The 21,620-nt window shown below is 69.5% G+C and carries 23 protein-coding genes and 1 riboswitch; of the genes, 11 read left to right on the top strand and 12 right to left on the bottom strand.

Annotation, left to right across the window (positions count from 1 at the left end; translation table 11 throughout):
* Positions 1 to 6 precede the first annotated feature (6 nt).
* From K228_RS28765 to K228_RS0107305, 5 genes are all read right to left on the bottom strand, one after another.
* Positions 7 to 183, bottom strand: coding sequence for a hypothetical protein (locus tag K228_RS28765; protein ID WP_188116175.1), 177 nt, complete (start codon positions 181 to 183; stop codon positions 7 to 9).
* Between the two features lie 101 nt (positions 184 to 284).
* On the bottom strand, positions 285 to 1,184 hold the full coding sequence (locus K228_RS0107320) for a sulfite exporter TauE/SafE family protein (protein ID WP_025617835.1): 900 nt from the start codon (positions 1,182 to 1,184) through the stop codon (positions 285 to 287).
* Positions 1,181 to 1,777 (bottom strand): rhodanese-like domain-containing protein, encoded by a 597-nt coding sequence (locus K228_RS0107315; protein WP_025617834.1) that lies wholly within the window; start codon positions 1,775 to 1,777, stop codon positions 1,181 to 1,183. The genes K228_RS0107320 and K228_RS0107315 overlap by 4 nt, the downstream gene beginning before the upstream one ends.
* Before the next feature lie 75 nt (positions 1,778 to 1,852).
* Positions 1,853 to 3,265: an MBL fold metallo-hydrolase gene (locus K228_RS0107310; RefSeq protein ID WP_025617833.1), complete on the bottom strand. Its 1,413-nt coding sequence runs from the start codon at positions 3,263 to 3,265 to the stop codon at positions 1,853 to 1,855.
* 131 nt (positions 3,266 to 3,396) lie between these two features.
* Positions 3,397 to 3,666 carry a metal-sensitive transcriptional regulator gene (locus tag K228_RS0107305; RefSeq protein WP_025617832.1) on the bottom strand — a complete coding sequence of 90 codons (270 nt, stop codon included), beginning with the start codon at positions 3,664 to 3,666 and terminating at the stop codon, positions 3,397 to 3,399.
* Positions 3,667 to 3,888: 222 nt separating this feature from the next.
* Here K228_RS0107305 and K228_RS0107300 point away from each other — a divergent pair, with 222 nt between their 5' ends.
* A complete protein-coding gene (locus K228_RS0107300; RefSeq protein WP_025617831.1) occupies positions 3,889 to 4,512 on the top strand; it encodes a DUF998 domain-containing protein in 624 nt (207 codons plus the stop codon).
* Between the two features lie 26 nt (positions 4,513 to 4,538).
* On the opposite strand, the gene K228_RS0107295 is transcribed toward K228_RS0107300, so the two are convergent.
* Complete coding sequence (locus K228_RS0107295; protein WP_025617830.1) at positions 4,539 to 5,186, bottom strand: GGDEF domain-containing protein; 648 nt, start codon at positions 5,184 to 5,186, stop codon at positions 4,539 to 4,541.
* A 235-nt stretch (positions 5,187 to 5,421) separates the two neighbouring features.
* On the opposite strand from K228_RS0107295, the gene K228_RS0107290 reads away from it, so the two are divergent.
* The 3 genes from K228_RS0107290 to K228_RS0107280 all read left to right on the top strand — a co-directional run bounded on the left by K228_RS0107290 (position 5,422) and on the right by K228_RS0107280 (position 7,545).
* Complete coding sequence (locus K228_RS0107290; RefSeq protein WP_018252881.1) at positions 5,422 to 5,661, top strand: DUF397 domain-containing protein; 240 nt, start codon at positions 5,422 to 5,424, stop codon at positions 5,659 to 5,661.
* Positions 5,662 to 5,825: 164 nt separating this feature from the next.
* The gene (locus K228_RS0107285; RefSeq protein ID WP_188116174.1) at positions 5,826 to 6,659 is read left to right on the top strand and encodes a helix-turn-helix domain-containing protein; all 834 of its coding nucleotides are present in this window, start codon (positions 5,826 to 5,828) and stop codon (positions 6,657 to 6,659) included.
* A gap of 85 nt (positions 6,660 to 6,744) precedes the next feature.
* Positions 6,745 to 7,545, top strand: a complete 801-nt coding sequence (locus K228_RS0107280; RefSeq protein ID WP_025617828.1) for a DedA family protein — start codon at positions 6,745 to 6,747, stop codon at positions 7,543 to 7,545.
* Positions 7,546 to 7,569: 24 nt separating this feature from the next.
* Here K228_RS0107280 and K228_RS0107275 read toward each other — a convergent pair whose 3' ends face one another.
* Entirely contained in the window at positions 7,570 to 9,006 is a 1,437-nt protein-coding gene (locus K228_RS0107275) for a glycine hydroxymethyltransferase (protein ID WP_025617827.1), read from the bottom strand.
* Between the two features lie 30 nt (positions 9,007 to 9,036).
* A riboswitch (ZMP/ZTP riboswitch) is annotated at positions 9,037 to 9,127 on the bottom strand.
* 113 nt (positions 9,128 to 9,240) lie between these two features.
* On the opposite strand from K228_RS0107275, the gene K228_RS0107270 reads away from it, so the two are divergent.
* Together K228_RS0107270 and K228_RS0107265 are read left to right on the top strand one after the other, a co-directional pair.
* On the top strand, positions 9,241 to 10,122 hold the full coding sequence (locus K228_RS0107270; RefSeq protein ID WP_025617826.1) for a metallophosphoesterase family protein: 882 nt from the start codon (positions 9,241 to 9,243) through the stop codon (positions 10,120 to 10,122).
* A 43-nt stretch (positions 10,123 to 10,165) separates the two neighbouring features.
* Entirely contained in the window at positions 10,166 to 11,242 is a 1,077-nt protein-coding gene (locus K228_RS0107265; protein WP_080671552.1) for a DNA polymerase domain-containing protein, read from the top strand.
* Here K228_RS0107265 and K228_RS0107260 read toward each other — a convergent pair.
* A complete protein-coding gene (locus K228_RS0107260) occupies positions 11,183 to 11,734 on the bottom strand; it encodes an Lrp/AsnC family transcriptional regulator (RefSeq protein ID WP_025617824.1) in 552 nt (183 codons plus the stop codon). The two genes, K228_RS0107265 and K228_RS0107260, sit on opposite strands and share 60 nt — an antisense overlap.
* Positions 11,735 to 11,806: 72 nt before the next feature.
* Here K228_RS0107260 and pdhA point away from each other — a divergent pair, with 72 nt between their 5' ends.
* The 4 genes from pdhA (at position 11,807) to K228_RS0107240 (ending at position 16,861) form a co-directional block, all read left to right on the top strand.
* Complete coding sequence (pdhA, locus tag K228_RS0107255) at positions 11,807 to 12,988, top strand: pyruvate dehydrogenase (acetyl-transferring) E1 component subunit alpha (RefSeq protein ID WP_025617823.1); 1,182 nt, start codon at positions 11,807 to 11,809, stop codon at positions 12,986 to 12,988.
* On the top strand, positions 12,988 to 13,992 hold the full coding sequence (locus tag K228_RS0107250; RefSeq protein WP_025617822.1) for an alpha-ketoacid dehydrogenase subunit beta: 1,005 nt from the start codon (positions 12,988 to 12,990) through the stop codon (positions 13,990 to 13,992). Before pdhA ends, K228_RS0107250 begins: the two co-directional genes overlap by 1 nt.
* A complete protein-coding gene (locus K228_RS0107245; protein ID WP_025617821.1) occupies positions 13,977 to 15,335 on the top strand; it encodes a dihydrolipoamide acetyltransferase family protein in 1,359 nt (452 codons plus the stop codon). The genes K228_RS0107250 and K228_RS0107245 overlap by 16 nt, the downstream gene beginning before the upstream one ends.
* A 260-nt stretch (positions 15,336 to 15,595) precedes the next feature.
* Positions 15,596 to 16,861 (top strand): L,D-transpeptidase, encoded by a 1,266-nt coding sequence (locus K228_RS0107240; protein ID WP_025617820.1) that lies wholly within the window; start codon positions 15,596 to 15,598, stop codon positions 16,859 to 16,861.
* An 87-nt stretch (positions 16,862 to 16,948) separates the two neighbouring features.
* Here the strand turns inward: K228_RS0107240 and K228_RS0107235 are convergent, their stop codons facing one another.
* The 3 genes from K228_RS0107235 to K228_RS0107220 all read right to left on the bottom strand — a co-directional run bounded on the left by K228_RS0107235 (position 16,949) and on the right by K228_RS0107220 (position 18,875).
* Positions 16,949 to 17,326, bottom strand: a complete 378-nt coding sequence (locus tag K228_RS0107235; protein WP_025617819.1) for an FKBP-type peptidyl-prolyl cis-trans isomerase — start codon at positions 17,324 to 17,326, stop codon at positions 16,949 to 16,951.
* A gap of 140 nt (positions 17,327 to 17,466) precedes the next feature.
* Positions 17,467 to 18,030, bottom strand: a complete 564-nt coding sequence (locus tag K228_RS0107225) for a DoxX family membrane protein (RefSeq protein WP_025617818.1) — start codon at positions 18,028 to 18,030, stop codon at positions 17,467 to 17,469.
* A 113-nt stretch (positions 18,031 to 18,143) separates the two neighbouring features.
* Positions 18,144 to 18,875, bottom strand: a complete 732-nt coding sequence (locus tag K228_RS0107220) for a helical backbone metal receptor (protein WP_025617817.1) — start codon at positions 18,873 to 18,875, stop codon at positions 18,144 to 18,146.
* Positions 18,876 to 18,923: 48 nt separating this feature from the next.
* Here K228_RS0107220 and K228_RS0107215 point away from each other — a divergent pair, with 48 nt between their 5' ends.
* Positions 18,924 to 19,631, top strand: a complete 708-nt coding sequence (locus tag K228_RS0107215; protein WP_025617816.1) for a nitroreductase family protein — start codon at positions 18,924 to 18,926, stop codon at positions 19,629 to 19,631.
* Between the two features lie 1,442 nt (positions 19,632 to 21,073).
* Here K228_RS0107215 and K228_RS0107205 read toward each other — a convergent pair.
* The gene (locus K228_RS0107205) at positions 21,074 to 21,412 is read right to left on the bottom strand and encodes a histone-like nucleoid-structuring protein Lsr2 (RefSeq protein WP_018731092.1); all 339 of its coding nucleotides are present in this window, start codon (positions 21,410 to 21,412) and stop codon (positions 21,074 to 21,076) included.
* Between the last annotated feature and the right edge of the window lie 208 nt (positions 21,413 to 21,620).

Genomic DNA, 21,620 nt, shown 5'->3' with positions numbered 1-21,620 from the left:
CCGTGGTTAGTGTCGCCGTTGCGATTGCCGGGTCATCTGGCGCACTTTGACCACCGCCATGATGACCACCACCACCAGCGCGATCGCACCGATGACCATCAGCCATTGGGCTGCGTCCCAGAGCAGCCCCACCAGGATGAGTGCGGCAGCGACGATGCCGATGACCCACAGTACTACCCGCATGTCGACCTCCGTCCCGCCCCCGTCGTTGCGGGTGCCCCGCCGCCTTCCCGGCCTGGCTGACAACATGCCGGGCGGGAACCGGCGAGTTCCTGCCCGCGTGGTCAGCTGTCCGCCTGGTGGTCCTGCGCGGCGCGGGGCGCCGGCCCTGTTGTCCCGATGGGCCTGCGTCGGCGGCCGGCGACCAGCAGCGCCACCGCCCCGAGGGCGCTGGCGAGGGCGGCTACCAGGATCTTGACCCGACCATCTCCGGGTATCTGCTGGACCAGCATGAACACACCCGCGACCACCACGAATCCGCCGAACGTCTGGCGGAGTACGACCTCGGGCACGCGGCCGGCCAGCCGGGCGCCAGCGAGGCTGCCGGCGACCGCGGCGGTGGTGACCGCGGCGGCCAGGGCCCAGTCGATGCTGACGCTGGACAGGAAGCCGACCAGACCCGCGAACGACTTCATCGCTATGACCACCAGTGAGGTGCCGGCGGCGACCGGCATCGGCAGACCACCGAGCAGTGCGAGTGCGGGTACGACCAGGAAGCCGCCACCCGCGCCGACGATGCCGGTGACCAGGCCGACCACGACGCCGTCCAGCAGGATCCGCTGTACCGGGAGCTCGCGCGGTACCGGCGGGCCGCCGGTGCTGCGGCGACCGCGGATCATCGCGGTCGCCGTGGCGAGCATCATCACCCCGAAGCCGGTGAGCAGGACCGTCGCCGGGACGAACGCGGCCAGCCGGCCCCCAACGTAGGCCCCAGCCATGCCGGCGGCCCCGAAGAGTAGTCCGGTGCGCCAGCGGATCCGTCCGGCACGGGCGTGCGGTAGCACGCCGACCGCGCTGGTCACGCCGACCACCAGCAGTGAGGTGGCGATCGCCTCCTTCGCCGGCAGGTCGGCGACGTAGACCAACAGTGGTACGGCGAGGATGGAGCCGCCCCCGCCGAGTAGCCCGAGGCTGAGCCCGATCAGGACGGCCAACCCGACGGTCAGGGTGAGGCTGACGCTCACGACCGTGGGCCAGCGGGCGAGGCGTCGCTCAGTTGGCCGACGATGATGTCCAGGTCACAACTGGCGTTCCGATTGTACGGAAGCTTGCTGAACAACCTGCCCAGCGTGCAGGTGTTGCTCAGCGCGGCGGCGGTCAGACCTGCGCCGATGACACCGGCGATCCACTCGGCACCGGGTACGAACAGCGACGCCACGACACTGGCCAGCACGATGGCGCCGGCGACCAGCCGGACCTGCCGCTCCAGGTCCCACCGGGGGGCGCCTTCGGTAACGGGCCCAGCAGCGCCCCGCCACGCCACCATGCCGCCGGTCAGGACCTTGACGTTCGGTAGGCCGACCCCGGCGAGCGTCCGTTCGGCCTGGGCGGCCCGGGCCCCCGAGTGACAGATCAGGACCACGTCCTCGTCGAGGTGGCCGCGGAGTTCCGCGCGATGTTCCTTGAGTAGGTCGAGGGGCACGTTGTAGGCACCGGGGATGTGTGCGGTCTCGAATTCGGCCGGGGTGCGCACGTCGAGCAGGCGTGGGGTGCGGCCCGAGTCGATGAGTTCCCGCAACTGGGCGGGGTCGAGGGTGGTGCGGGCGGCGGTGGTCATGGTTTCCTCGTCTTTCGGGTGCTCCGATGGGATGGGGCGAAGGGCGCCGCTCGTCGCCGGGCGGTCCGCGCCGGTTCAGGCGCGGGGGGTGTTCGGCCCGACCAGGGTGACTCCGGCCCCCGCTGCCTCGGCGAACCGGTCATCGATGACGACGACGTCGCGTCCCGCGTTCGCCAACAGCGAACCGGCGACGGTGGCGCGGTAGCCGGAACCGCAGTGCACCCAGACCGCCCCAGCGGGCAGGTCGGTGAGACGCTGGGGTAGCTCGGGTAGGGGAAGGTGCACGGCTCCGGCGATGTGACCTGCGATCCACTCGTTGGTCATTCGCACGTCAAGTACGACGTCGGGGGCGGGCAGCCCGGTGCGAAGCTGTCCGGCGTGGGCGGCGGCCAGCGCGGCGAAGTCTGCCAGCGGCAGCTCACGTAGCTGTTCGTGGTCCGCGGCCCACCGCTCGGCCGCGCCGGTGGCCTGGGCGGCTGGCCGGTCAATGCCGATGCGTACCAGTTCGCGCTGTGCTTCGGCGATCTGCGCGGCGGTGTCGGCGAGCAGGGTGATCGGTGTGCCCCAGCTGATCAGCCAGCCGAGCCAGGTGGACATCGGCCCGTCCAGTCCGAGACTTACCGTTCCGGCCAGGTGGGAGGCGGCAAACGCCTTGCGGTGTCGTAGGTCGACCACCCACTGTCCAGCATTGATTCGCCGACGCAGCTCGGCGGCGTCGGCGCGGGCGATTGGGGTCAGGTCTACCGGTGCCGGCCCGCCGAGGTTGGTAACGCCCATGTGGGCGTAGTAGGCCGGGTAGGCGTCCAACCCGGAGAGGGTCTCGGTGATGAAGTCGTCGGCGGCCAGCCGGAGCACCGGGTTGGCCTCCTTCTCCCGGCCGATGGTCGATTCCGGCGCGTCGGTCTGGCTGGCGGAACAGAAGCTGCCGAACCCGTGGGTCGGCCACACCTCGGCGCCGTCGGGCAGCAGGTCTGCCAGCCGCTGGGCCGAGGCGTGCTGGTGCTGGGCCAGTTCGTGGGCGTGTTGCTGGCCGAGCAGGTCGGTGCGACCGGTGGTGCCGAAGAGGAGCGAGCCACCGGTGAAGACTCCCGTCGGTTGCCAGTCGCCATCGTTCGCGTAGTCCAGGACGTAGGACAGATGGTGGAAGGTGTGGCCGGGAGTGGCGATCACCCGCAGGCGCATCGTGTCGGAGATCGCGAGGGTGTCGCCGTCGGCAACCGGTAGTCGTCCGAACTCGACCCGCTCGGCCGCGGCGACCAGGTAGTGGGCACCGGTGACCCGGGCCAGTTCGAGCCCACCGGAGACGTAGTCGTTATGAATGTGGGTCTCGACCACGTGGGTGATTTGGACCCCCGCCGCTCCGGCAAGATACAGGATTCGGTCGATGTCACGCTGCGGGTCGACGACGACCGCCACCTGACCGTCGGAGGCCAGGTAGCTGCGGTCGCCCAGTGATGAGGTCGCGAGGACTGACACGTTGAACTTCACCGTCGTGCTCCTTCCAGGGAAAGACCAAACCCCCGGGGGTATCGATTGGGCAGATGGGTATCTCTCGGTTGGCGTGCGGATACCCCCTCCGGTCGCTGGGATGCGGCCGGAGGGTTGGTTCTTCGGTTGGCTCAGGCCAGGGCCAGGAAGAGCTTCTCCAGCTCCTCCTCGGTCATCTCGGGTGCTTCGCCCTTCTCCCGGGCGGTGTTGCAGTGGCGCATGCCCGAAGCGATGATTTTGTAGCCAGCCCGGTCGACAGCCTTCGACACCGCGGCGAGCTGGGTCAGCGCCTCCCGGCAGTCCTGGCCGTCTTCCATCATGTCGATCACCGCGTTGAGTTGGCCTCGGGCGCGCTTGAGTCGGGTCAGTGCGTCACTGGTCATCTCGGGTCGAAGCTTCACGTGGCACCTCCGACTGCCACTATACCCGGGGGGGTATCTTTGGTGCTGTGCTCTTTATCATGCTGCCCAGACCCACTCAGGTATGAGGGGCGTTGCAGAGGTCATGGATCTGGCGCCGGCAGGGGCGAGTCCGGCGGGCCAATGACAGCTGTAGGCAATACAAGGCCCTCTCATATCACCAGATTTAGGGTGGGGTGGTGCTGCTCGTCGGATGATGGCTCCATGCCCACCGTGCCCGGCTGGACCGTGGTTACCGCCCTCCTGGCCCCGCTGCTGTTGATCGGCGGCGCGGCGTTCGCGGTCACCCTCCAGCCGCGCGGCCTCGACCAGGTCAGCTACTCGATCAGTGAACTCGCCGCGCACGGCGCCAGCCACCGTTGGGTGATGACCCTCTTTATTCTCGGCTCCGGCCTCTGTCTCGTGCTGTCCGCCGTTGGCCTGCGTACGGTGCGGATGGCGGGGCGCCTGATGCTCGCCTGCTCGGGCGTCGCCACGATCGCCGTGGCCGCCTTTCCCGACCGGTGGGTGGATGGGCGTCCGGTCGCCGTGGCGGTGGTCAACGCCCACACGGTCTCCGGTTCGCTGGTGTTTCTCGCGGCGGCGCTGTGGCCGACCTTTGCCGCCAACCGCACCGGACCAGTGCGACTTCGGTGGGGCCTGCTGCTCAGTGCGGTGCAGCTGGTGCTGGTGGGATGGCGGATCATTTACGACATCTCGGGAGGTGAACTCAGTCAGGCCGACTACCAGGGGTTGGCCCAGCGGGTGCTGATCGGATTCGAGGGGCTCGTCTTGCTGGCCGTCGTGTTGCTGGCCCGTCGACAGGTCGCCCGACGACGTATTCCGTGACGACCGCAGGGCGGGCGGCCCGTCGGTCAGCGGTCGCCGCTGCTCGCGCTGTCGAGGAGTTGGCGGAGGTGGGGCGAGTCGATACTCTTCGCCCGGTACATCGCGGCGTCGGCCCGGTCCAACGCCTCGGAGAGCTGGGTGGGGCAGGTGACCGGCGCCAACCCGACGGAGGCTGTCACTCGCACGCTTGCGGAGTGTAACCGGATCGGTGCGGCGAGGAGGTCGTGCAGCCGGCGGGTGGCGTGCTCAAGCCACCGCCGCTCGACCTCGGGGGCGGTAAGCAGCCCGGCGAACTCATCCCCGCCGAGTCGGGCGACCGGGTCGTCCCCCGCGAAGTCGGCGAGCCGCTGGGCGACGTTGACCAGTACCTGGTCGCCGGCGGCGTGCCCGTACCGATCGTTGATCTGTTTGAAGTCGTCAAGATCGAGGACGACGGCGATCAACGGTCGTCCGTCCGCTCGGGTCAGCAGGGCGGCGGCCAATCGATGAAAGGCTCGTCTGTTGGGCAGGCCGGTGAGCGGGTCGTGGCTGGCCGCGTGGCGTTCGGCGGCGAGTTCGGCCTGGAGGACGGCGATCTCCGCCTCGGCCTGCACCGCCCGGCGGTGCAGCTGCCAGGACGAGACGAGGGCGCCCGCGGCACAGACGCCGGACGCGATCGTCAGCGGATCCGGCATGAGTCCTCCCGTCACACCGATGCCCCGGCATTGCCGACGGTCACCGACCCCGTGTCTGCCCTGGTCGTCGCCCAGTAAAGGTGACTTACGGTAAGCGGATCGACACCACTCCCGTCGGCTATCATGCTCCCTGTCCGATGCAGATGCAATAGCAGATGCACGTGCAGGAGCCTCTCTGTCCAAACGCACCCGCTGGGGCTGCGGTGTGGACGGATGCATGACGAGAAGGGCGCACATGCAGCCGCTACCGAATGGCGTTCCCATCCCCGAGCTGCCGCCGCTGCGGTGGCAGAAGAGCCGCCGTAGCAACCCCAGCGGCAACTGCGTTGAGCTGGCCGAACTTCCCGATGGTGCGGGCATCGCCGTGCGCAACTCTCGGCATCCCGACGGCCCTGCCCTGATCTACACCGTGGACGAGATCGCAGCCTTCGTGCTCGGCGCCCGGGACGGTGACTTTGATCACCTGATCCACTGATCGACGCCGCGCCGCCGGGACCGATTCCCCTCACCGGCGGTCCATGGCATGCTGGCCCGGCGACCGGGTCAGGTCCGGCCCGGCGCGGTCCAGCAAACGGAGGGGCGGCAGTGGCGACGATACCCGTTGAGGGTGGGTCATCGGCTGGCCCAACCGTCTTGCGGATGATGCTTGGCGCACAGCTGCGCCGGCTACGGGAGGCCCGCGGGGTGACCCGGGAGGGCGCGGGCTGGGAGATTCGGGCCTCTGAGTCGAAGATCAGCAGAATGGAGCTGGGGCGGGTCGGTTTCAAGGAACGCGACGTCGCCGATCTGCTGACTCTCTACGGCATCACCGACCCAACGGAGCGGGAATCCCTGCTCCACCTTGCCCGGGACGCGAACAGCCCCGGTTGGTGGCACCGGTACGGTGATGTGCTCCCGTCCTGGTTCCAGGCGTACCTCGGGCTGGAGGCGGCAGCTGCCCTGATCCGCACATACGAGCTCCAGTTCGTGCCCGGCCTGCTCCAGACCGAGGACTACGCCCGGGCGGTGGTGCTGCTCGGTCACAGCCGCGCCGCGGCGGCGGAGATTGACCGGCGGGTCACCCTGCGGATGCGACGGCAGGAGGTGCTGCACGGGGAGGATCCGCCGCAGCTGTGGGCCGTGGTGGACGAGGCGGCCCTGCGCCGGCCGATCGGCGGCGTGGCGGTCATGCGGCAGCAGCTTTCGGCGCTGATCGAGGCGACAAGGTTGCCGAACGTGCGGCTCCAGGTCGTACCGTTCGCCGCCGGTGGGCACGCCGCTGCGGGCGGCGCCTTCTCCATCCTGCGCTTCGGTGACCAGGAACTGCCCGACGTGGTCTACATTGAGCAGCTCACCAGCGCCCTCTACCTCGACAAGCGGGAAGATCTGGAGTTCTACGCGTTGGCGATGGAGCGGCTCTGCGTGGAGGCGGAGCCGCCGGAGCACACGCCGGAACTCCTCGGCCGGATCCTGGCCGACCTGGCCTCGGGCTGACCCGGCGCCAGCTCACCGATCTCATCACCCGGGTGCCGCCGACCGCCTGGGTGTGCACTCAGGCGGAGTTCGTACCGTATAGCCCATGCCTCAAACCGTGCATGCCCTCCTCCCCGCCAGTACCATCGCCAACCAGGCTGAACCCCCTCAGGATGGCCTGGTCGGGCACGTGATCGGTCTGGTGGAACGGTTGGGCGGGCCCGGTGCGGGCCTCGCCGTGGCGCTGGAGAACCTGTTCCCGCCGATTCCCAGCGAGGTGATCCTTCCGCTGGCCGGGTTCGTTGCCGGCCAGGGGCGGATGAGCGTCATCAGCGCCATCTTCTGGACCACGCTGGGCTCGCTGGTGGGTGCCCTCGCGCTGTACTACATCGGTGCGGCGTTTGGCCGGGACCGGATGCGGGCCATCGCCGCCCGGCTTCCGTTGGTGAAGCTGAGCGACGTTGACAAGACCGAAGAGTGGTTTCTCCGACACGGTGTCAAGGCGGTGTTCTTCGGCCGGATGATTCCGATCTTCCGGAGCATGATCTCGATTCCGGCCGGAGTGGAGCGGATGCCGGTGTGGACCTTCGTCGTCTACACCACCTTGGGCAGTCTGATCTGGAACACCACCTTCGTCATGGCCGGCTACCTGCTCGGTGACAACTGGCACCTGGTCGAGGAGTACGCCGGTGTGCTCCAGAACATCGTCATCCTGGCCTGCGTGGCGGGGCTCGTCTGGTTCGTCGTCACCCGGCTCCGTCGCTCCCGGACGACCGGGGGAGTGCGGCCCAACGGGGCGGCGGACGAGTTCCCAGCGCCGATGCCGCCCCTCGATGGTGTCCCCGACCCGCAGGGCCGGGGAACCCTCTACCGGAGTAGCTGGTCTGAGGACACCACCGTGGGCTGACGTGGCGATCGAGGTGTCGGCAGGCTAGCCGAGGTCGATGGCGGGGTAGAGGGGGAAGCCGGTGAGCAGGTCGCTGGCCTGCTTGCCGACCCGGTCGGCGACGCCCGGGTCCAGCACGTACTTCGCCTTCGAGGCGGTGCCGTCGGCGTTCGTCCCGGGCGAGGTCCGGCTCAGGACGGTGTGGATCAGCTCGGCGGTGGCGTCCAGCTCCGCGGTGCCGAAGCCCCGGGTGGTCAACGCCGGCGTACCGACCCGGATCCCGGAGGTGTACCAGGCGCCGTTCGGATCCTGCGGGATCGCGTTGCGGTTAGTGACGATGCCCGAGTCGAGGAGCGCCTGCTCGGCCTGCCGGCCGGTGAGCCCGTACCCGGTCACGTCGATCAGCGCCAGGTGGTTGTCGGTCCCGCCGGTGACCAGCTTCGCGCCCCGACGCTGCAACCCGTCGGCCAGGGCCTGCGCGTTGGCGACGATTCGTCCGGCGTAGTCGACGAAGTCGGGCCGCCGGGCCTCGGCGAGCGCGACCGCCTTGGCGGCCATCACGTGCGGCAGCGGGCCGCCGAGCACCATCGGGCAGCCCCGGTCGACCTGCTCGGCGAGCTCCGTACCGCAGAGCACCAGGCCGCCGCGGGGCCCGCGCAACGACTTATGCGTGGTGGAGGTCACAATGTGCGCATGCGGAACCGGGTCGAAGTCACCGGTGAAGACCTTGCCGGCGACCAACCCGGCGAAGTGGGCCATGTCCACCATGAAGGTGGCCCCGACCGAGTCGGCGATCTCCCGCAGGATTCGGAAATTGACCTTCCGGGGGTACGCCGAGTAGCCACCGAGGAGGATCAGCGGCTTGAACTCACGGGCCGCCGTGGCGACCCGGTCGTAGTCGATCAGCCCGGTCTCCGGGTCGGTGCCGTAGCTGCGCTGGTCGAACATCTTGCCGGAGATGTTCGGCCGGAAGCCATGGGTGAGGTGGCCCCCCGCGTCCAGTGACATGCCCAGCATCCGCTGGTTGCCCAACTCACGGCGGAGGGCGAACCAGTCGGCCTCGGTGAGGTCGTTGACGTGCCGGGCCTGGGCACGTTTGAGCGTGGGCGACTCGATCCGGTCGGCAAGGACCGCCCAGAAGGCGACCAGGTTGGCGTCGATCCCCGAGTGCGGCTGCACGTAGGCGTACGGCGCGCCAAACAACTCCCGGGCGTGCTCGGCGGCGAGCGCCTCGACGGTGTCGACGTTCTGGCAGCCGGCGTAGAAGCGACGGCCGACCGTGCCCTCGGCATACTTGTCGCTGAACCAGTTGCCCATGGCCAGCAGCGTCGCCGGGGAGGCGTAGTTCTCGCTGGCGATCAGCTTGAGCGACTCACGCTGGTCGGCCAGCTCGGCGCGGATGGCGTTGGCGACCCGCGGCTCGACGGCACCGATCACCTCGAGTGCGCTCCGATAGGCGGTGGACTCGGCGTTACCCGACATGTGACCTCCTGGTGAACGTTCCGGTGGACGTGTGGAGGCCCAGGCGCTCGGCGTGCGTCCTCGTGATGGGCCGTTCCCCGATGGTGCTCCATCCCAAATCGCGCCAGTCCCGACCCGAGGGGATCCTACCGGCATCGCTTCTGCAGCGCCGGCACCCGTTCGTATGCACTGCTCGGCCGCCCGGAACCCGAATCGAAGATCGACGGCGATGGCGAGCGCGGCTAGGATCGGAACATGGCGGGGCCGGGCGATCGGGCGGGCGGTCGGGGGAGTCTGCTCGCAATCAGCGATCTGCACGTGCGGCACGCGGAGAACCGGAGGGTCGTCGAACAGCTCCGCCCGGAGTCGCCGGCGGACTGGCTGCTGGTCGCCGGCGACGTGGGCGACACGGTCGGGCAGGTCGAATGGGTGCTGCGGCTGCTGGCTGCCCGGTTTGCGAAGGTGCTCTGGTCGCCCGGCAACCACGAGCTGTGGAGTCTGCCGGCCGACCCGGTGCCCCTGCGCGGTGCCGCCCGCTACGCCCACCTGGTCGAACTCTGTCGAGAGCTCGGTGTCGTCACGCCGGAGGACCCGTACCCGGTGTGGGAGGGGCCCGGCGGCCCGGTCACGGTGGCGCCCCTGTTCCTGCTCTACGACTACAGCTGGCGCCCCGCGGGCCTCGACACGTCGGCGGCGGCGCTCGCCGAGGCGTACCGGACCGGGATCGTCTGCACTGACGAGTACCTGTTGCACCCTGACCCGTACGAGAGTCGGTCGGCCTGGTGTGCCGCCCGAGTCGCCGGGACGGCCCGGCGGCTGGCGGAGCGGGACCCGGCGCTGCCGACGGTCCTGATGAACCACTGGCCGCTGCGTCGCGAGCCCACCCGCGTTCTCCGCTATCCGATCTTTGCGCAGTGGTGCGGCACCGAGGCGACGGCCGACTGGCATCGGCGTTTCGACGCCGTCGCGGTGGTCTATGGCCACCTCCACATCCCTCGCACCACCTGGTACGACGGGGTGCGCTTCGAGGAGGTGTCGGTGGGCTACCCCCGAGAATGGCGGCGACGGAGCGGGCCGCCGGGACAGCCGCGTCGAATTCTGCCGGTGCCGGCAGGGTCGCCACCGACCGCCTGGTAGCCCCGTTGCCGCGCCGGGGGTAGTCGGATCCGTGCTGCTGGTGATGCGCGTCCGGCCCGGCGCGCGCCCGGATCACGGTTACGGTGTGGGCGTGGCGACCGCGGCCGAGCAGATCCGGGTGGGACGGCGACTGGTCCGCGTCTCCAACCCGGACAAGCCCTACTTCTCCGAGTTGGGACTGACCAAACTCGATGTGGTGCGCTATTTTCTGGCCGTCGGCGAGGGCATCCTGCGCGCCCTGCGGGACCGGCCGACGATGCTCGAGCGGTGGCCGCGCGGTGTCTTCGCCGGTGCCAAGATCGCGACCCGGGCGGACAACCGTGGTGACGCCTTCTATCAGAAGCGGCTGCCGGCGGGTGCCCCCGACTGGGTTCGCACCGCGCACCTGACGTTTCCAAGCGGTCGGAGCGCGGACGAACTCGCCCCGAGTGAGCTGGCCGTGGTGGCCTGGGCGGTCAACCTCGGCACGCTCCGATTCCACCCGTGGCCGGTCTCCCGACGTGACGTCGAGCGACCAGACCAGCTACGCATCGATCTGGATCCGCTCCCCGGGGTCGGGTTTGACCAGGTGGTCCCGGTGGCGCACGAGGTCCGCGCGTTCCTCGACGAGCTCGGGTTGGTCGGCTACCCGAAGACCACCGGGGGACGAGGGCTGCACATCTACCTCACCATCGAGCCACGGTGGGGCTTCGGTGACTGCCGCCGGGCGGTGCTGGCGATGGGCCGGGAGATCCAACGCCGCCGGCCCGACCTGGTCACCACCACCTGGTGGCGGGAGCAGCGGGATCGGCCGGTCTTCGTCGACTACAACCAGATGGCCCGGGACCACACGATGGCCTCGGCGTACTCGATCCGGCCCACTCCGGCGGCGCTGGTCTCCGCACCGGTGGCCTGGACCGAACTGGACGATGCCCGGCCGGAGGACTTCGACATCACCACGATGCCGGCCCGCTTCACCGAGCACGGTGACCCACACGCGGGCCTGGACGAGCGGGCCTATTCGCTGGAGCCGTTGCTGGAGTTGGCCGACCGGGAGAAGCTGCCGGTGCCACCGGAGCGTTCAGGGTCCCAGGCGCCCGGGACCGGGGAGCGGAGGGGACGCGGCCGGGCCCCAGGGTGACGTCTCGCCGTCGAACTCGTGGAAGACCAGCCAGGTGCGGGTGGAGAGCACTCCGGGGATGCTCTGCACCCGGGTCAGTACCACGTCTCGCAGGGTGGCGTTGTCCGGCGCCCGGACCAGAGCGAGTACGTCGTGATCGCCGCCGACCAGCGCGGCGTGCTCCAGGTAGTGCACCTGGGCCAGCTCCGCCGAGACCTCGCGCCAGGTGTTCTGCTCGATGGTGATCGCGATGTACGCCGAGGTACCCAACCCGGCGGCCTCCGGTACCACCCGGGCCTGAAAGCCGGTGACCACACCGTCGCGCAGTAGCCGCTCCACCCGGGCGTACGCGTTGGTTCGGGAGATGTGCAGCCGCGCGGCGAGTGTCCGTACTGATGTGCGTCCGTCCCGGACCAGCTCGGCCAGGATCCGGCGATCCACATGGTCCAGCGGCCGGGCCGATCGTCCCGACCCGGTCGTCGAGGCCCCACCTGGGCCGGACTCTTGGCTCATCGTAGTACCTCCCGCATACCAACCATCCTGCGTTTGCGGGGGATCTTGAGTCAACCATCCGACCACAGGAGCATGGGCGCACCAGATGTCCAGGAGGTATCCGCCGTGACGACCACACCCCGGGCGGTTCGCAGAAAATCCCGGCTGGCCGCACCGCCGGACCCGGCCCGCCCACTGTTGCCAGCCAGTGAGCAGATTCGCCTGCTCGACCCCGCCGGCACCCCGCTACCGGCGCACCCCGACTACCCGGCACCCCCGGTTGAGGTGCTTGTCGAGTTGTACCGCCGGATGGTTCTCGGCCGCCGCTTTGATCTGCAGGCCACCGCCCTGACCAAACAGGGTCGACTCGCTGTCTACCCGTCGGCCCGGGGCCAGGAGGCGTGTCAGGTCGGCGCGATTCTCGCGCTGCGCGACGACGACTGGGTCTTCCCGACCTATCGCGAGTCGATGGCGTTGACCGCCCGCGGGATCGACCCGGTGGAGGTGCTGACCCTGCTCCGTGGGGACTGGCACTGTGGCTACGATCCGGCTGTCCGGCGCACCGCCCCGCAGTGCACCCCGTTGGCCACCCAGTGCGTGCACGCCGCCGGCGTCGCCCACGGCGAGGCGTACCAGGGCCGGGACACGGTGGCACTGGCCTTTCTCGGCGACGGCGCCACCAGCGAGGGTGACTTTCACGAGGGGGTCAACTTCGCCGCCGTCTTCAAGGCGCCGGTCGTCTACTTCGTGCAGAACAACCAGTACGCGATCAGCGTGCCGCTGTCCCGGCAGACCGCCGCACCGAGTCTCGCGTACAAGGGCGTCGGCTACGGCGTGCGCAGCGAGCAGGTCGACGGCAACGACCCGGTCGCCGTCCTCGCGGTGCTCAACCGGGCCGTGGCGCACGCCCGTGCCGGTCACGGTCCCTTCCTGGTGGAGGCGCACACCTACCGGATGGAGCCGCACACCAACGCCGACGACGCCACCCGCTACCGGGACACCGACGAGGTGGCGAGCTGGCAGGACCGGGACCCGGTCGTTCGGCTGGAGACCTACCTGCGGGACCGGGGGGCGTTGGACGACACCACGGTGGCGCGGGTGGCCGCGCAGGCCGAGGAGTACGCGGGCGACCTGCGCGAGCGGATGCACGACAAGCCGACCGTCGACCCGCTGACGCTCTTCGAACACGTCTACGCCGAACCGACGCCGCAGCTGGTCGAACAGCGGGCGCAGGTTCGTGCCGAGTTGGCCGCTGACCAGGAGGGAGCCGGGTGATGGCAAGCATGACCATGGCGAAGGCGCTCAACGCCGCGCTCGCCGACGCGATGCTCGACGACGACCGGGTGGTTGTCTTCGGCGAGGATGTCGGCCAACTCGGCGGGGTCTTCCGGATCACCGACGGGCTGGCGGCCCGCTTCGGCGACAAGCGCTGCTTCGATACCCCGCTCGCCGAGGCCGGCATCGTCGGCTTTGCGGTTGGCCTCGCCATGTCCGGGCTACGGCCGGTGGTGGAGATGCAGTTCGACGCGTTCGGGTACCCGGCCTTCGAGCAGATCGCCTCGCACGTGGCGAAGCTGCGCAACCGCACCCGGGGCGCGCTGACCGCGCCCATCGTCATCCGGATTCCGTACGCTGGCGGCATCGGCGGGGTGGAGCACCACTGCGACTCCTCCGAGGCGTACTACGCGCACACCCCCGGTCTGAAGGTCGTCACCCCGGCCACCGTGGCCGACGCCTACTCGCTGCTGCGTTCGGCGATCGACGATCCGGACCCGGTCGTCTTCCTGGAGCCGAAGAAGCTCTACTTCGCCAGCGCCGAGACGCAGTTGCCAGCCCGGACCGAGCCGTTCGGCCGCGCCGTCGTACGCCGTCAGGGCACCGATGCCACCCTGGTCGCGTACGGGCCGGCGGTGCCGGTGGCCCTGGCGGCCGCCGAGGCGGCCCAGGCAGAGGGCCGGGACCTTGAAGTCGTTGATGTGCGGACGATCGTACCGTTCGACGACGGCACGATCGCGGCGTCGGTGCGGAAGACAGGCCGGTGCGTGGTGATCCACGAGGCCCAGGGCTTCGCCGGCGTCGGCGCGGAGATCGCCGCGCGGGTGCAGGAGCGTTGCTTCCACTCCCTGCACGCGCCGGTGCTGCGGGTCGCCGGGTTGGACATCCCGTACCCGGCACCGATGCTGGAGCACACCCACCTGCCGTCGGTGGATCGCGTGCTCGACACGGTGGCCCGCCTCCAGTGGGACGACCAGCTCGACGAGCGGTGGGTGGCGGCCTGATGAGTGAGCGAGTCTTCCTTCTGCCGGATCTTGGGGAAGGGCTGAGCGAGGCGGAGATCGTCGAGTGGCGGGTCGCCGTGGGCGACACGGTGACGGTGGACCAGGCCGTCGTGGAGGTGGAGACCGCCAAGGCAGTCGTAGACGTGCCCTGCCCGTACGCCGGACGGGTGGTGGCCCTGCACGGCACGGCGGGCGAGGTGCGGCCGGTTGGCCAGCCCTTGATCACCATCGCGTCGCCGGAAGCGGGCGAGGCGGAGAGCGTCTCTGGCGGGCCCATGGTCAACCGCGAGCAGGAGCGGGCTGGCTCCGGGAACGTCCTGATCGGATATGGCACCGGCCATGGCGGAACGGCTCGCCGGCGCCGGCCCCGGGTCGCACCGACCAAGGCCGCCTCGGGCGGCGCCACTTGGACCGAGGCCGCCTCGGGCGGCGTCGCTCGGACGGAGGCCGCCTCGAGTAGCGGCCTCGGTCCGGCCGGCGAGAGCGTTCGGGTCATCTCGCCGATCGTGCGGCGGCTGGCGAGGCAGCGTGGCGTTGACCTGGCCGCCCTGCGTGGTACCGGCCGTGGCGGCGTGATTCGCCGGGCTGATGTGGAGGCCGCCACCCCGGCTCCGGTCACCGTGCCCGCTGCGAACGCCGTGCCCGTCGACGGCGATGTGATCGTGCCGCTGACCGGGATCCGCAAGGTTATCGCCGACAAGCTCTCCCGTAGCCGGCAGGAGATTCCCGAGGTGACGATCTGGGTGGATGCCGACGCGACCGCCCTGCTGGAGACCCGCGCGACGATCAACGCGGCCAACCCGGCCGAACCGGTGAGCATTCTGGCGCTGTTCGCCCGGATCTGCCTCTCTGGGCTGCGACGGTACCCCCAGCTCAACGCCCGGGTGGACAGTGCGGCACAGCGGATCATCCAGTCCGCCGGGGTGCACCTGGGTATCGCCGCCCAGACCGACCGAGGGCTCGTGGTTCCGGTGCTGCGCGACGCGCAGCAGCTCACCACCGCGGGGCTGGCCGCGGCGCTGGCCGAGACCACGGCGGCGGCGCGGGCTGGCACACTGCCACCGAATCGGCTGACCGGCGGGACGTTTACGCTGAACAACTACGGCGTGTTCGGGGTGGACGGGTCCACGCCGATCATCAACCATCCGGAGGCGGCGTTGCTCGGCGTCGGACGGATCGTGGACAAGCCGTGGGTGGTTGACGGGCAGCTTGCGGTCCGCAAGGTGACGCAGCTCAGCCTCACTTTCGATCACCGGGTCTGTGACGGCGGGGTGGCCGGTGGCTTCCTGCGGCATGTCGCGGACTGTGTCGAGCGGCCAGCGGTGCTGATCGCGAACCTCTGACCGGGACGCGGGGCCGCACGGCCCCGCGTTCCGGGCTCCGCCGCACGTTGGAGTGAATTTCGGACGAACCGCCCCGGACGGTTCGGATGTGAGCGGTGACCCATGATCGGGCAGGCTCGGAACAGATAGCGCAAAGCCAGAAAATGGGGAAGATAATCACCCCGTCGAATTTGTCAAAAATGCGTTCCCCGGGCAGCACGGCGGAGAGAATGTGGCGGAGGAGGCGACAACGGGGGGCGCACATGACATTCAGGCGGCGAATGACGCTGCTCACGGTAACTGTCGCGGCCGTATCGGTAGCACTCGGCGGGTGTACCGGCAGCGGGCGCGAGGAGGCCCGACCGGCTCCGCCGGAACTGACCGTGACGCCGGCCGACCAAGCGACAGATGTCCCGATCAGCGCTGAGGTCGGCACCGCGGTCAAGGGCGGGACGATTACTGCGGTCCGCGTCACCGATGATGCGGGGGCCGAGGTCAAGGGGGAGCCCCGGGAGGATGGCTCGACCTGGGTACCGAGCACGCCACTAACGCCAAAACGGACATATACTGCTGAGGTGACTGCTACCGGTAGCTCCGGTAAAACCACTACCACCCGGAAAACCACCTTCACCACTAGGCCGAAGTCCACGAAACCGGCAATTACCAGCACGTTGTATTTCATGGGTGACCGGACGTACGGAACCGCCATGCCGGTGACCGTAGCGTTCGATCCGCCGATTCCGGAGGAGGCCCGGGCCGCCGTTCAGCGGCGTTTGTTTGTGCGGACCAACCCGTCCCAGCCGGGGGTGTGGTCCTGGGTGTCCGACGGCAGTCAGGTCTACTACCGGGCACCGGACTTCTGGCGACCGGGTACGACGATCAGCTTCCGCGCCGGTTTGGAGGGCCTGCCGATCGGTGAGGAGTACGTGGGCGACGCCGACCGGCGGGCGACCTCGAAAATTGGTCGCCAGGTCGCCTTGGAGATCGACAACGAGACCAAGCAGATGTCGGTGTTCCAGGACGGAAAGCTGCTGCGGGAGCTACCGGTGAGCCTCGGCAAGCCGAGCACGCCGACCTCCAGCGGCAAGATGGTGATCATGGAGAAGCATGAGTTCACCACCTTCGACACCCGTGGCTCGGCCGACCCGTACGTGGTGGATGTCGAGGATGCGCAGCGGCTGACCTGGCGGGGTGAGTTCCTCCACGGCGCGCCCTGGTCGGAGGGAGTTCAGGGGTACCAAAACGTCTCCCATGGCTGTACCAACCTCTCGGCCGCCAGCGCCGACTGGCTGATGGGCGTCACTCAGGTCGGCGACCTGGTGACCATCAAGGGCACCGAGGTGACGCTGGATGAGGGCAACGGCTGGACCGCCTGGAACGTGAGCTGGGAGGAGTATGTCAAGGGCAGCGCCCTGCCCGTGCCCGCCGGCCTGAAACCAAGTCCGGCCGCCCCGAACCCGGGCGCGGTGGCCGGTGGGTCCCCCGCACCGGTGCCGTCCGAGGGCAGCGGTTCCCCTGCCCCGGAGCCCTCCGTGAGCGGGGGTTGACCGCCAGCGCTGACATGACGAGTGGACCCACGGGCGTTCCCTCCGGTGAGCCGGAGGGAACGCCCGGGCCCGGCTGGTCGGACCTCCTCAGCGGAGGCCGACCAGGTCAACGACGAAGATCAGTGTTTCGCCCGGCCGAATGACGCCGCCAGCGCCGCGGTCGCCGTAGGCGAGGTGCGGCGGAATGGTCAGTCGCCGTCGGCCGCCGACCCGCATGCCGACCACACCCTGGTCCCAGCCGGCGATGACCCGCCCGCCGCCGAGGGGGAACTCGAGCGGCTCGCCACGGTTCCATGACGCGTCGAACTCACGGCCCGTGGAGTGGGCGACGCCGACGTAGTGGACGCGGGCGACCTGCCCGGCCTGCGCCTCCGCTCCCTCGCCGACGGTGATCTCCTCGACGAGGAGGCCACTCGGCGGGGCGCCCTCGATCGGTCCCACCTCGGGCTTCGTTGCCTGGTTCACCAGCGTCTCCTGTCCTTGTCGTGCTGGCTGACCTGCCCGATCCTGCCGGATCGGCGCGGGTGGCCGAACTCCTGGGGGGCGGCAAAGCGCTGGGCGGGCGTCACCACTGGTGACGCCCGCCCAGCGGAGTGCCGAGATCGTCAACGGAGCCAGGGCATCCGCTGGACGATCGGGAGTCCGGCCCAGGCTCGACCGAGACCCCAGGTGTCACCGGCGTTGAGCAGGGCGATGACCGCCAGTACCGCGGCGTAGATCAGGTGGTCGTCCATGAACGGGTTGTTCGATGGCGGCAGGGCGGCCGTCCACATCAGGACCATGAGTAGTCCGCCGGTCGCGGCGGCGACCCGGATGCCGATCCCGAGCAGCAGGGCGGTGCCGATGGCCGCCAGTCCGATCATGAACAGCCAGTCGGCCCAGGCCGCGCCCGCGATGCTGTTGTAGAAGCCCTTGAACGGGCCGGTCGCAGCGAAGCTCAGGAACCCGTTCGTTGGGCTGCCACCGTTGATCCAGGCGCTGTCGGCCTCGGTGGCCCGCCCCAGCCCGAACAGCTTGTCGAGAAAGGCCCAGAGGAAGATCCAGCCCAGCGCCAGGCGGGTGCCAGCCAGTACGTAACGGGCGGCTCGCCCCTGCCCGGTTTCGACCTGGTTCAGGTTGCTGGTTGTCTCGGTGGCGTTCCGCTTGGTCGTAGCGGTCATCGTCTCCACGCCCTTCCTGCCGGTGCCTCGCGCACTGTCTGTGGCTCTTCAATTCGATCGCAGCGGCAAGGTGTGTGGGCAGGGTCAATCGGGTCCGTCGGACGGGACCTTGGGCCTGTGGATCACCCCGCCGGGTAGGTGACCGGCGCCGCCAGCTGCGCGGCCAGGACGGTGGGTGCCTCCACCAGGGACGGGCCGTACCACGTCAGGTGCCGACCGGAGACGAGGGCACACGGCAGCTCGGGGAATGCGTCCGGCCCGTCATCCATGGTGAAACGGTAGGGCTCGTCGGGCAACACGACCAGCGCGGGAGCCTGGCCGCGTAGCTCGTTCAGGGACGGCCGGGGATACCGCTCGGCGTGGCCGGCGTATTGATTGGTCAGCCCCAGTCGGCGGAGCACGTCCCCGGCGAAGGTGTCCCGGCCCAGCACCACCCATGGGCGCCGCCAGACCGGCACCACGGCGCGGTGCGGCGGCCCCTCCTCGGGCAGCTCCGCCCAGGCGCGGCGGGCGGCTACCAACCAGTCGGGCTCACCTGGCGAACCCAACTCGGTGAGTAACTCGGCCAGCTCGGTGAGCGCCCCATCGACGGTACGAGGGTAGGTGACCCGCACCGGAACCCCCGCCGCCACCAGGGCGTCCGCGTCCTCGCGCCGGTTCTCCTCGACATTGAGCAGGACCAGATCCGGCCGGAGCGCGCGTACCCGGTCCAGGTCCGGGTACTTGCTGCCGCCGACCCGGGGCACCTCCAGCCCCACCGGGTGGGTACACCAGTCGGTGGCGCCGACCAGCACTCCGGGCAGCGTCAACGCCACCGCCTCGGTCAGCGACGGCACCAGTGATACGACCCGCATCCGCTCCGCCTCCGGTAGGTCCGTTAGGTCGATCATGCCGTTGCGGGAGTGGCCACGGCCACCCGGGAGGCCGACAATGGCCGGATGTCGCCGAACCGTGCTGAGCAACCCCCTGCCGTCCGACCACTGTCCGACTACGGCGTGCCGCCCGCGGCGGCGCTGGCTCGGGTACGTGGGTTCGCCGATGCGATGGTCCGGCGTCGTACCGTGCGGGACTTCAGCGAGAAGCCAGTCCCGGAGGGGGTGCTCAAGCACGCCCTCCGGGCGGCGGCCTCGGCGCCGAGTGGCGCAAATCGGCAGCCGTGGCGGTTCGTGGTGGTAACCGAACCGGAGCTCAAGCGGCGGCTGCGCATCGCCGCGGAGGCCGAAGAGCGGGTGTTCTACGAGCAGCGCGCGCCGCAGGAGTGGTTGTCGGCGCTGGCGCCGCTGGGAACGGACGCCAGCAAGCCGTTCCTGGAGACCGCCCCAGCGGTGATCGTCGTCTTCGAGGTCCACCGCGGCCCCCAGAGTCCACGCCCCTACTACGTCAAGGAGTCGGTGGGGATCGCGGTCGGGCTACTGCTCGCCGCGCTGCATCAGGCTGGCCTCGCCACCCTGACCCATACCCCGAGTCCGATGCGTTTCCTCAACGAGTTGTTGGAACGGCCTGCTGAGGAGCGGGGAAACCTGATCGTTCCGGTCGGCTACCCGGCGGAGGGGGCGACCGTGCCCGACATTTCCCGCAAGCCGCTGGACGAGGTGGTGGTGTGGCGCTGACCTGCGGTGCGGTTTCACAGTCCCCGCGACCGCAGCGGCTGTAGGCCACCTCGCCGGCGGTGCGGCCGCTGCGGCCCGGCTGGCTGGGCGCAGCGGAGGTGGGCAGATCCACTCGCCGACGCAAACGGGCTCGCGCCGAGGATCGCCGAACAGGACACGAGTAGGAGCATCATGGTCCACCGACGCCACCCCAGCAAGTAGTCCGACCGCCAACAAGTGCGCGACGGTCAACACGTCGAGCACCGCCGCGAGGGGGATGCTGCGAACGCCCCCGCCGACCCGACGTTGCAAGCCAGCATGACCGTCCGGCGAGGTAGTTGCCCCAGCCAGACCCCGACCGGCAGGCCAAGCACCAGCCAGGTCAGCCACACCGAGGCGGTGAGCAAAGCGACGGTGAGCGCGCTTACCTGCAACTCAACGACGCCGATCAGGGGTAGGGCGTCCGTGGTGACGCTACTGCCGAACTTGCTGGCCGGCTCCCCCCAGGAACAACAGCCGGAAGTCTCGATCCGTGAGCAGGCCCCAGCGGGCAGGCGGGCGCTCTGGGGTGGACCTCACGGAGTCGCAGGGACGGTGTGGGCGAACAAAGGAGCGCAGCTGTCCGTGGTCGTTGGTTGGCCCGGCGGGCTCGTCCGCCCAGCCGCGGGTGAGAGTGGCGAAACCCAGGCCGGTGCGACTCGCCGACGGCGCGTCGTTGCCGCCCGCGTGGGTCAGCGCAACAACCGGCATCGGTCGATTCCTCGACACCGCCGACCGTTCGCGGCGCCTTCGGCCGGCTCCGCCGTGTCGTGCCGCCGAATGCTCCTTCGGCGGCCGGCGGCGGAGCTATTGGCCGCCTCGTAATGGCCTGCCGCGCTGCCTTCCGCAAACCGCTAACCCGCGTGGTCCGGCAGTGACCTGGTAAACCCCGGGGGGTGATGCGGAGGGGGACGACGAAGGAGGGATTTGGCCCCGATCTGGCGGGAGGCTCGGTCTGCCCGGGGGGCTGATCCGGCCGTCGACATCTTTGCTCTCGGTGTTGATTGCTGCTTGTGCAGCATTTGGAGCATATCACTCATCATCGATCGAGTCGGACGGGTGGCATCACTGTCGATCATCAACAACGATCTCGCTATCGTCGATGCGGACAGTCGGCTTGCCGCCTCCATCGTTGGGCGAGTAACTGACTGGCCCGGACCCACCGCAGCCAAGTCCAGTCGTGGACTGGTATGGCCCCCGAAACTCGGTCCCGGCCGAATGCTGGCGAGCCCGGATCAATTCGGCTACCCGGGCGCTCGTCGGTGGTCCGGTGCTTCCGGCCCGGAAGGAGGGCTTTGTTGGTCGGTGGTGGGGCGCTCCCGGTCGGGCGACGCCACGGTCATGATGGGGACTGCGGGGCACGTCACCGGCGACGGGGCCGTGCCGGAATCGGCGCGGCCCCGGTCGGGTGGGTACCCGGACGCTCAGCGCTTCTTGTACGCCTCGACGACCTCCACCGGGATGCGACCGCGCTCCGAAATCTTGTAGCCGTTCTGCACGGCCCATTCCCGGATCGCACGGTTCTGCTCCCGGTCTATTCCGGTGCTGGTGCCCCGTCGCAACGCTCGCGACGTGTCCATGCCGCCCCGGCCGATCCTGCGGCCGGCGCTCAGATAGGGATCCAGCGTCTTCCGGAGGATGCCCGCATTCTCGTCGGACACGTCGATGGTGTACGCCACGCCGTCCAGGCTGAACTCGACGGTCCGATCGGCTTTTCCGCCGTCGAGGTCGTCGGTCAGAACCGTGATTACTTTTCTTGCCATGGCCGATTACTCCCTGTGTGGGGGCGGGGTGTGGTCAAAGTTTGACCTATCCCCAGGCATTTTCGCAACAAAACGCGTCGACTTCATTTCGAGTGAGGTGAAATCTGGTGCCGAATCGCCACGGTGGCAACCGAAACACCTCGGGCGCACCAGTGCCGACCATCGTCGGCCGGCTGGTGCGCCCGGAGTTTGGTAGCCCTCGGTAGCG

This window comes from Salinispora cortesiana (assembly GCF_000484695.1).
In the GTDB taxonomy this organism is placed as follows: Bacteria; Actinomycetota; Actinomycetes; order Mycobacteriales; family Micromonosporaceae; genus Micromonospora; species Micromonospora cortesiana.
Note: the sequence above shows the minus strand (reverse complement) of the source record. Positions and strands in the feature narration are given on the sequence as shown.

Coding starts and splice junctions, on each gene's coding strand:
- K228_RS28765 (WP_188116175.1), bottom strand. CDS start 183: ATGCGGGTAGTACTGTGGGTCATCGGCATCGTCGCTGCCGCACTCATC.
- K228_RS0107315 (WP_025617834.1), bottom strand. CDS start 1,777: ATGACCACCGCCGCCCGCACCACCCTCGACCCCGCCCAGTTGCGGGAA.
- K228_RS0107300 (WP_025617831.1), top strand. CDS start 3,889: ATGCCCACCGTGCCCGGCTGGACCGTGGTTACCGCCCTCCTGGCCCCG.
- K228_RS0107295 (WP_025617830.1), bottom strand. CDS start 5,186: ATGCCGGATCCGCTGACGATCGCGTCCGGCGTCTGTGCCGCGGGCGCC.
- K228_RS0107290 (WP_018252881.1), top strand. CDS start 5,422: ATGCAGCCGCTACCGAATGGCGTTCCCATCCCCGAGCTGCCGCCGCTG.
- K228_RS0107285 (WP_188116174.1), top strand. CDS start 5,826: ATGATGCTTGGCGCACAGCTGCGCCGGCTACGGGAGGCCCGCGGGGTG.
- K228_RS0107280 (WP_025617828.1), top strand. CDS start 6,745: ATGCCTCAAACCGTGCATGCCCTCCTCCCCGCCAGTACCATCGCCAAC.
- K228_RS0107275 (WP_025617827.1), bottom strand. CDS start 9,006: ATGTCGGGTAACGCCGAGTCCACCGCCTATCGGAGCGCACTCGAGGTG.
- K228_RS0107270 (WP_025617826.1), top strand. CDS start 9,241: ATGGCGGGGCCGGGCGATCGGGCGGGCGGTCGGGGGAGTCTGCTCGCA.
- K228_RS0107265 (WP_080671552.1), top strand. CDS start 10,166: ATGCGCGTCCGGCCCGGCGCGCGCCCGGATCACGGTTACGGTGTGGGC.
- K228_RS0107260 (WP_025617824.1), bottom strand. CDS start 11,734: ATGAGCCAAGAGTCCGGCCCAGGTGGGGCCTCGACGACCGGGTCGGGA.
- pdhA (WP_025617823.1), top strand. CDS start 11,807: ATGGGCGCACCAGATGTCCAGGAGGTATCCGCCGTGACGACCACACCC.
- K228_RS0107250 (WP_025617822.1), top strand. CDS start 12,988: ATGGCAAGCATGACCATGGCGAAGGCGCTCAACGCCGCGCTCGCCGAC.
- K228_RS0107240 (WP_025617820.1), top strand. CDS start 15,596: ATGACGCTGCTCACGGTAACTGTCGCGGCCGTATCGGTAGCACTCGGC.
- K228_RS0107220 (WP_025617817.1), bottom strand. CDS start 18,875: ATGCGGGTCGTATCACTGGTGCCGTCGCTGACCGAGGCGGTGGCGTTG.
- K228_RS0107205 (WP_018731092.1), bottom strand. CDS start 21,412: ATGGCAAGAAAAGTAATCACGGTTCTGACCGACGACCTCGACGGCGGA.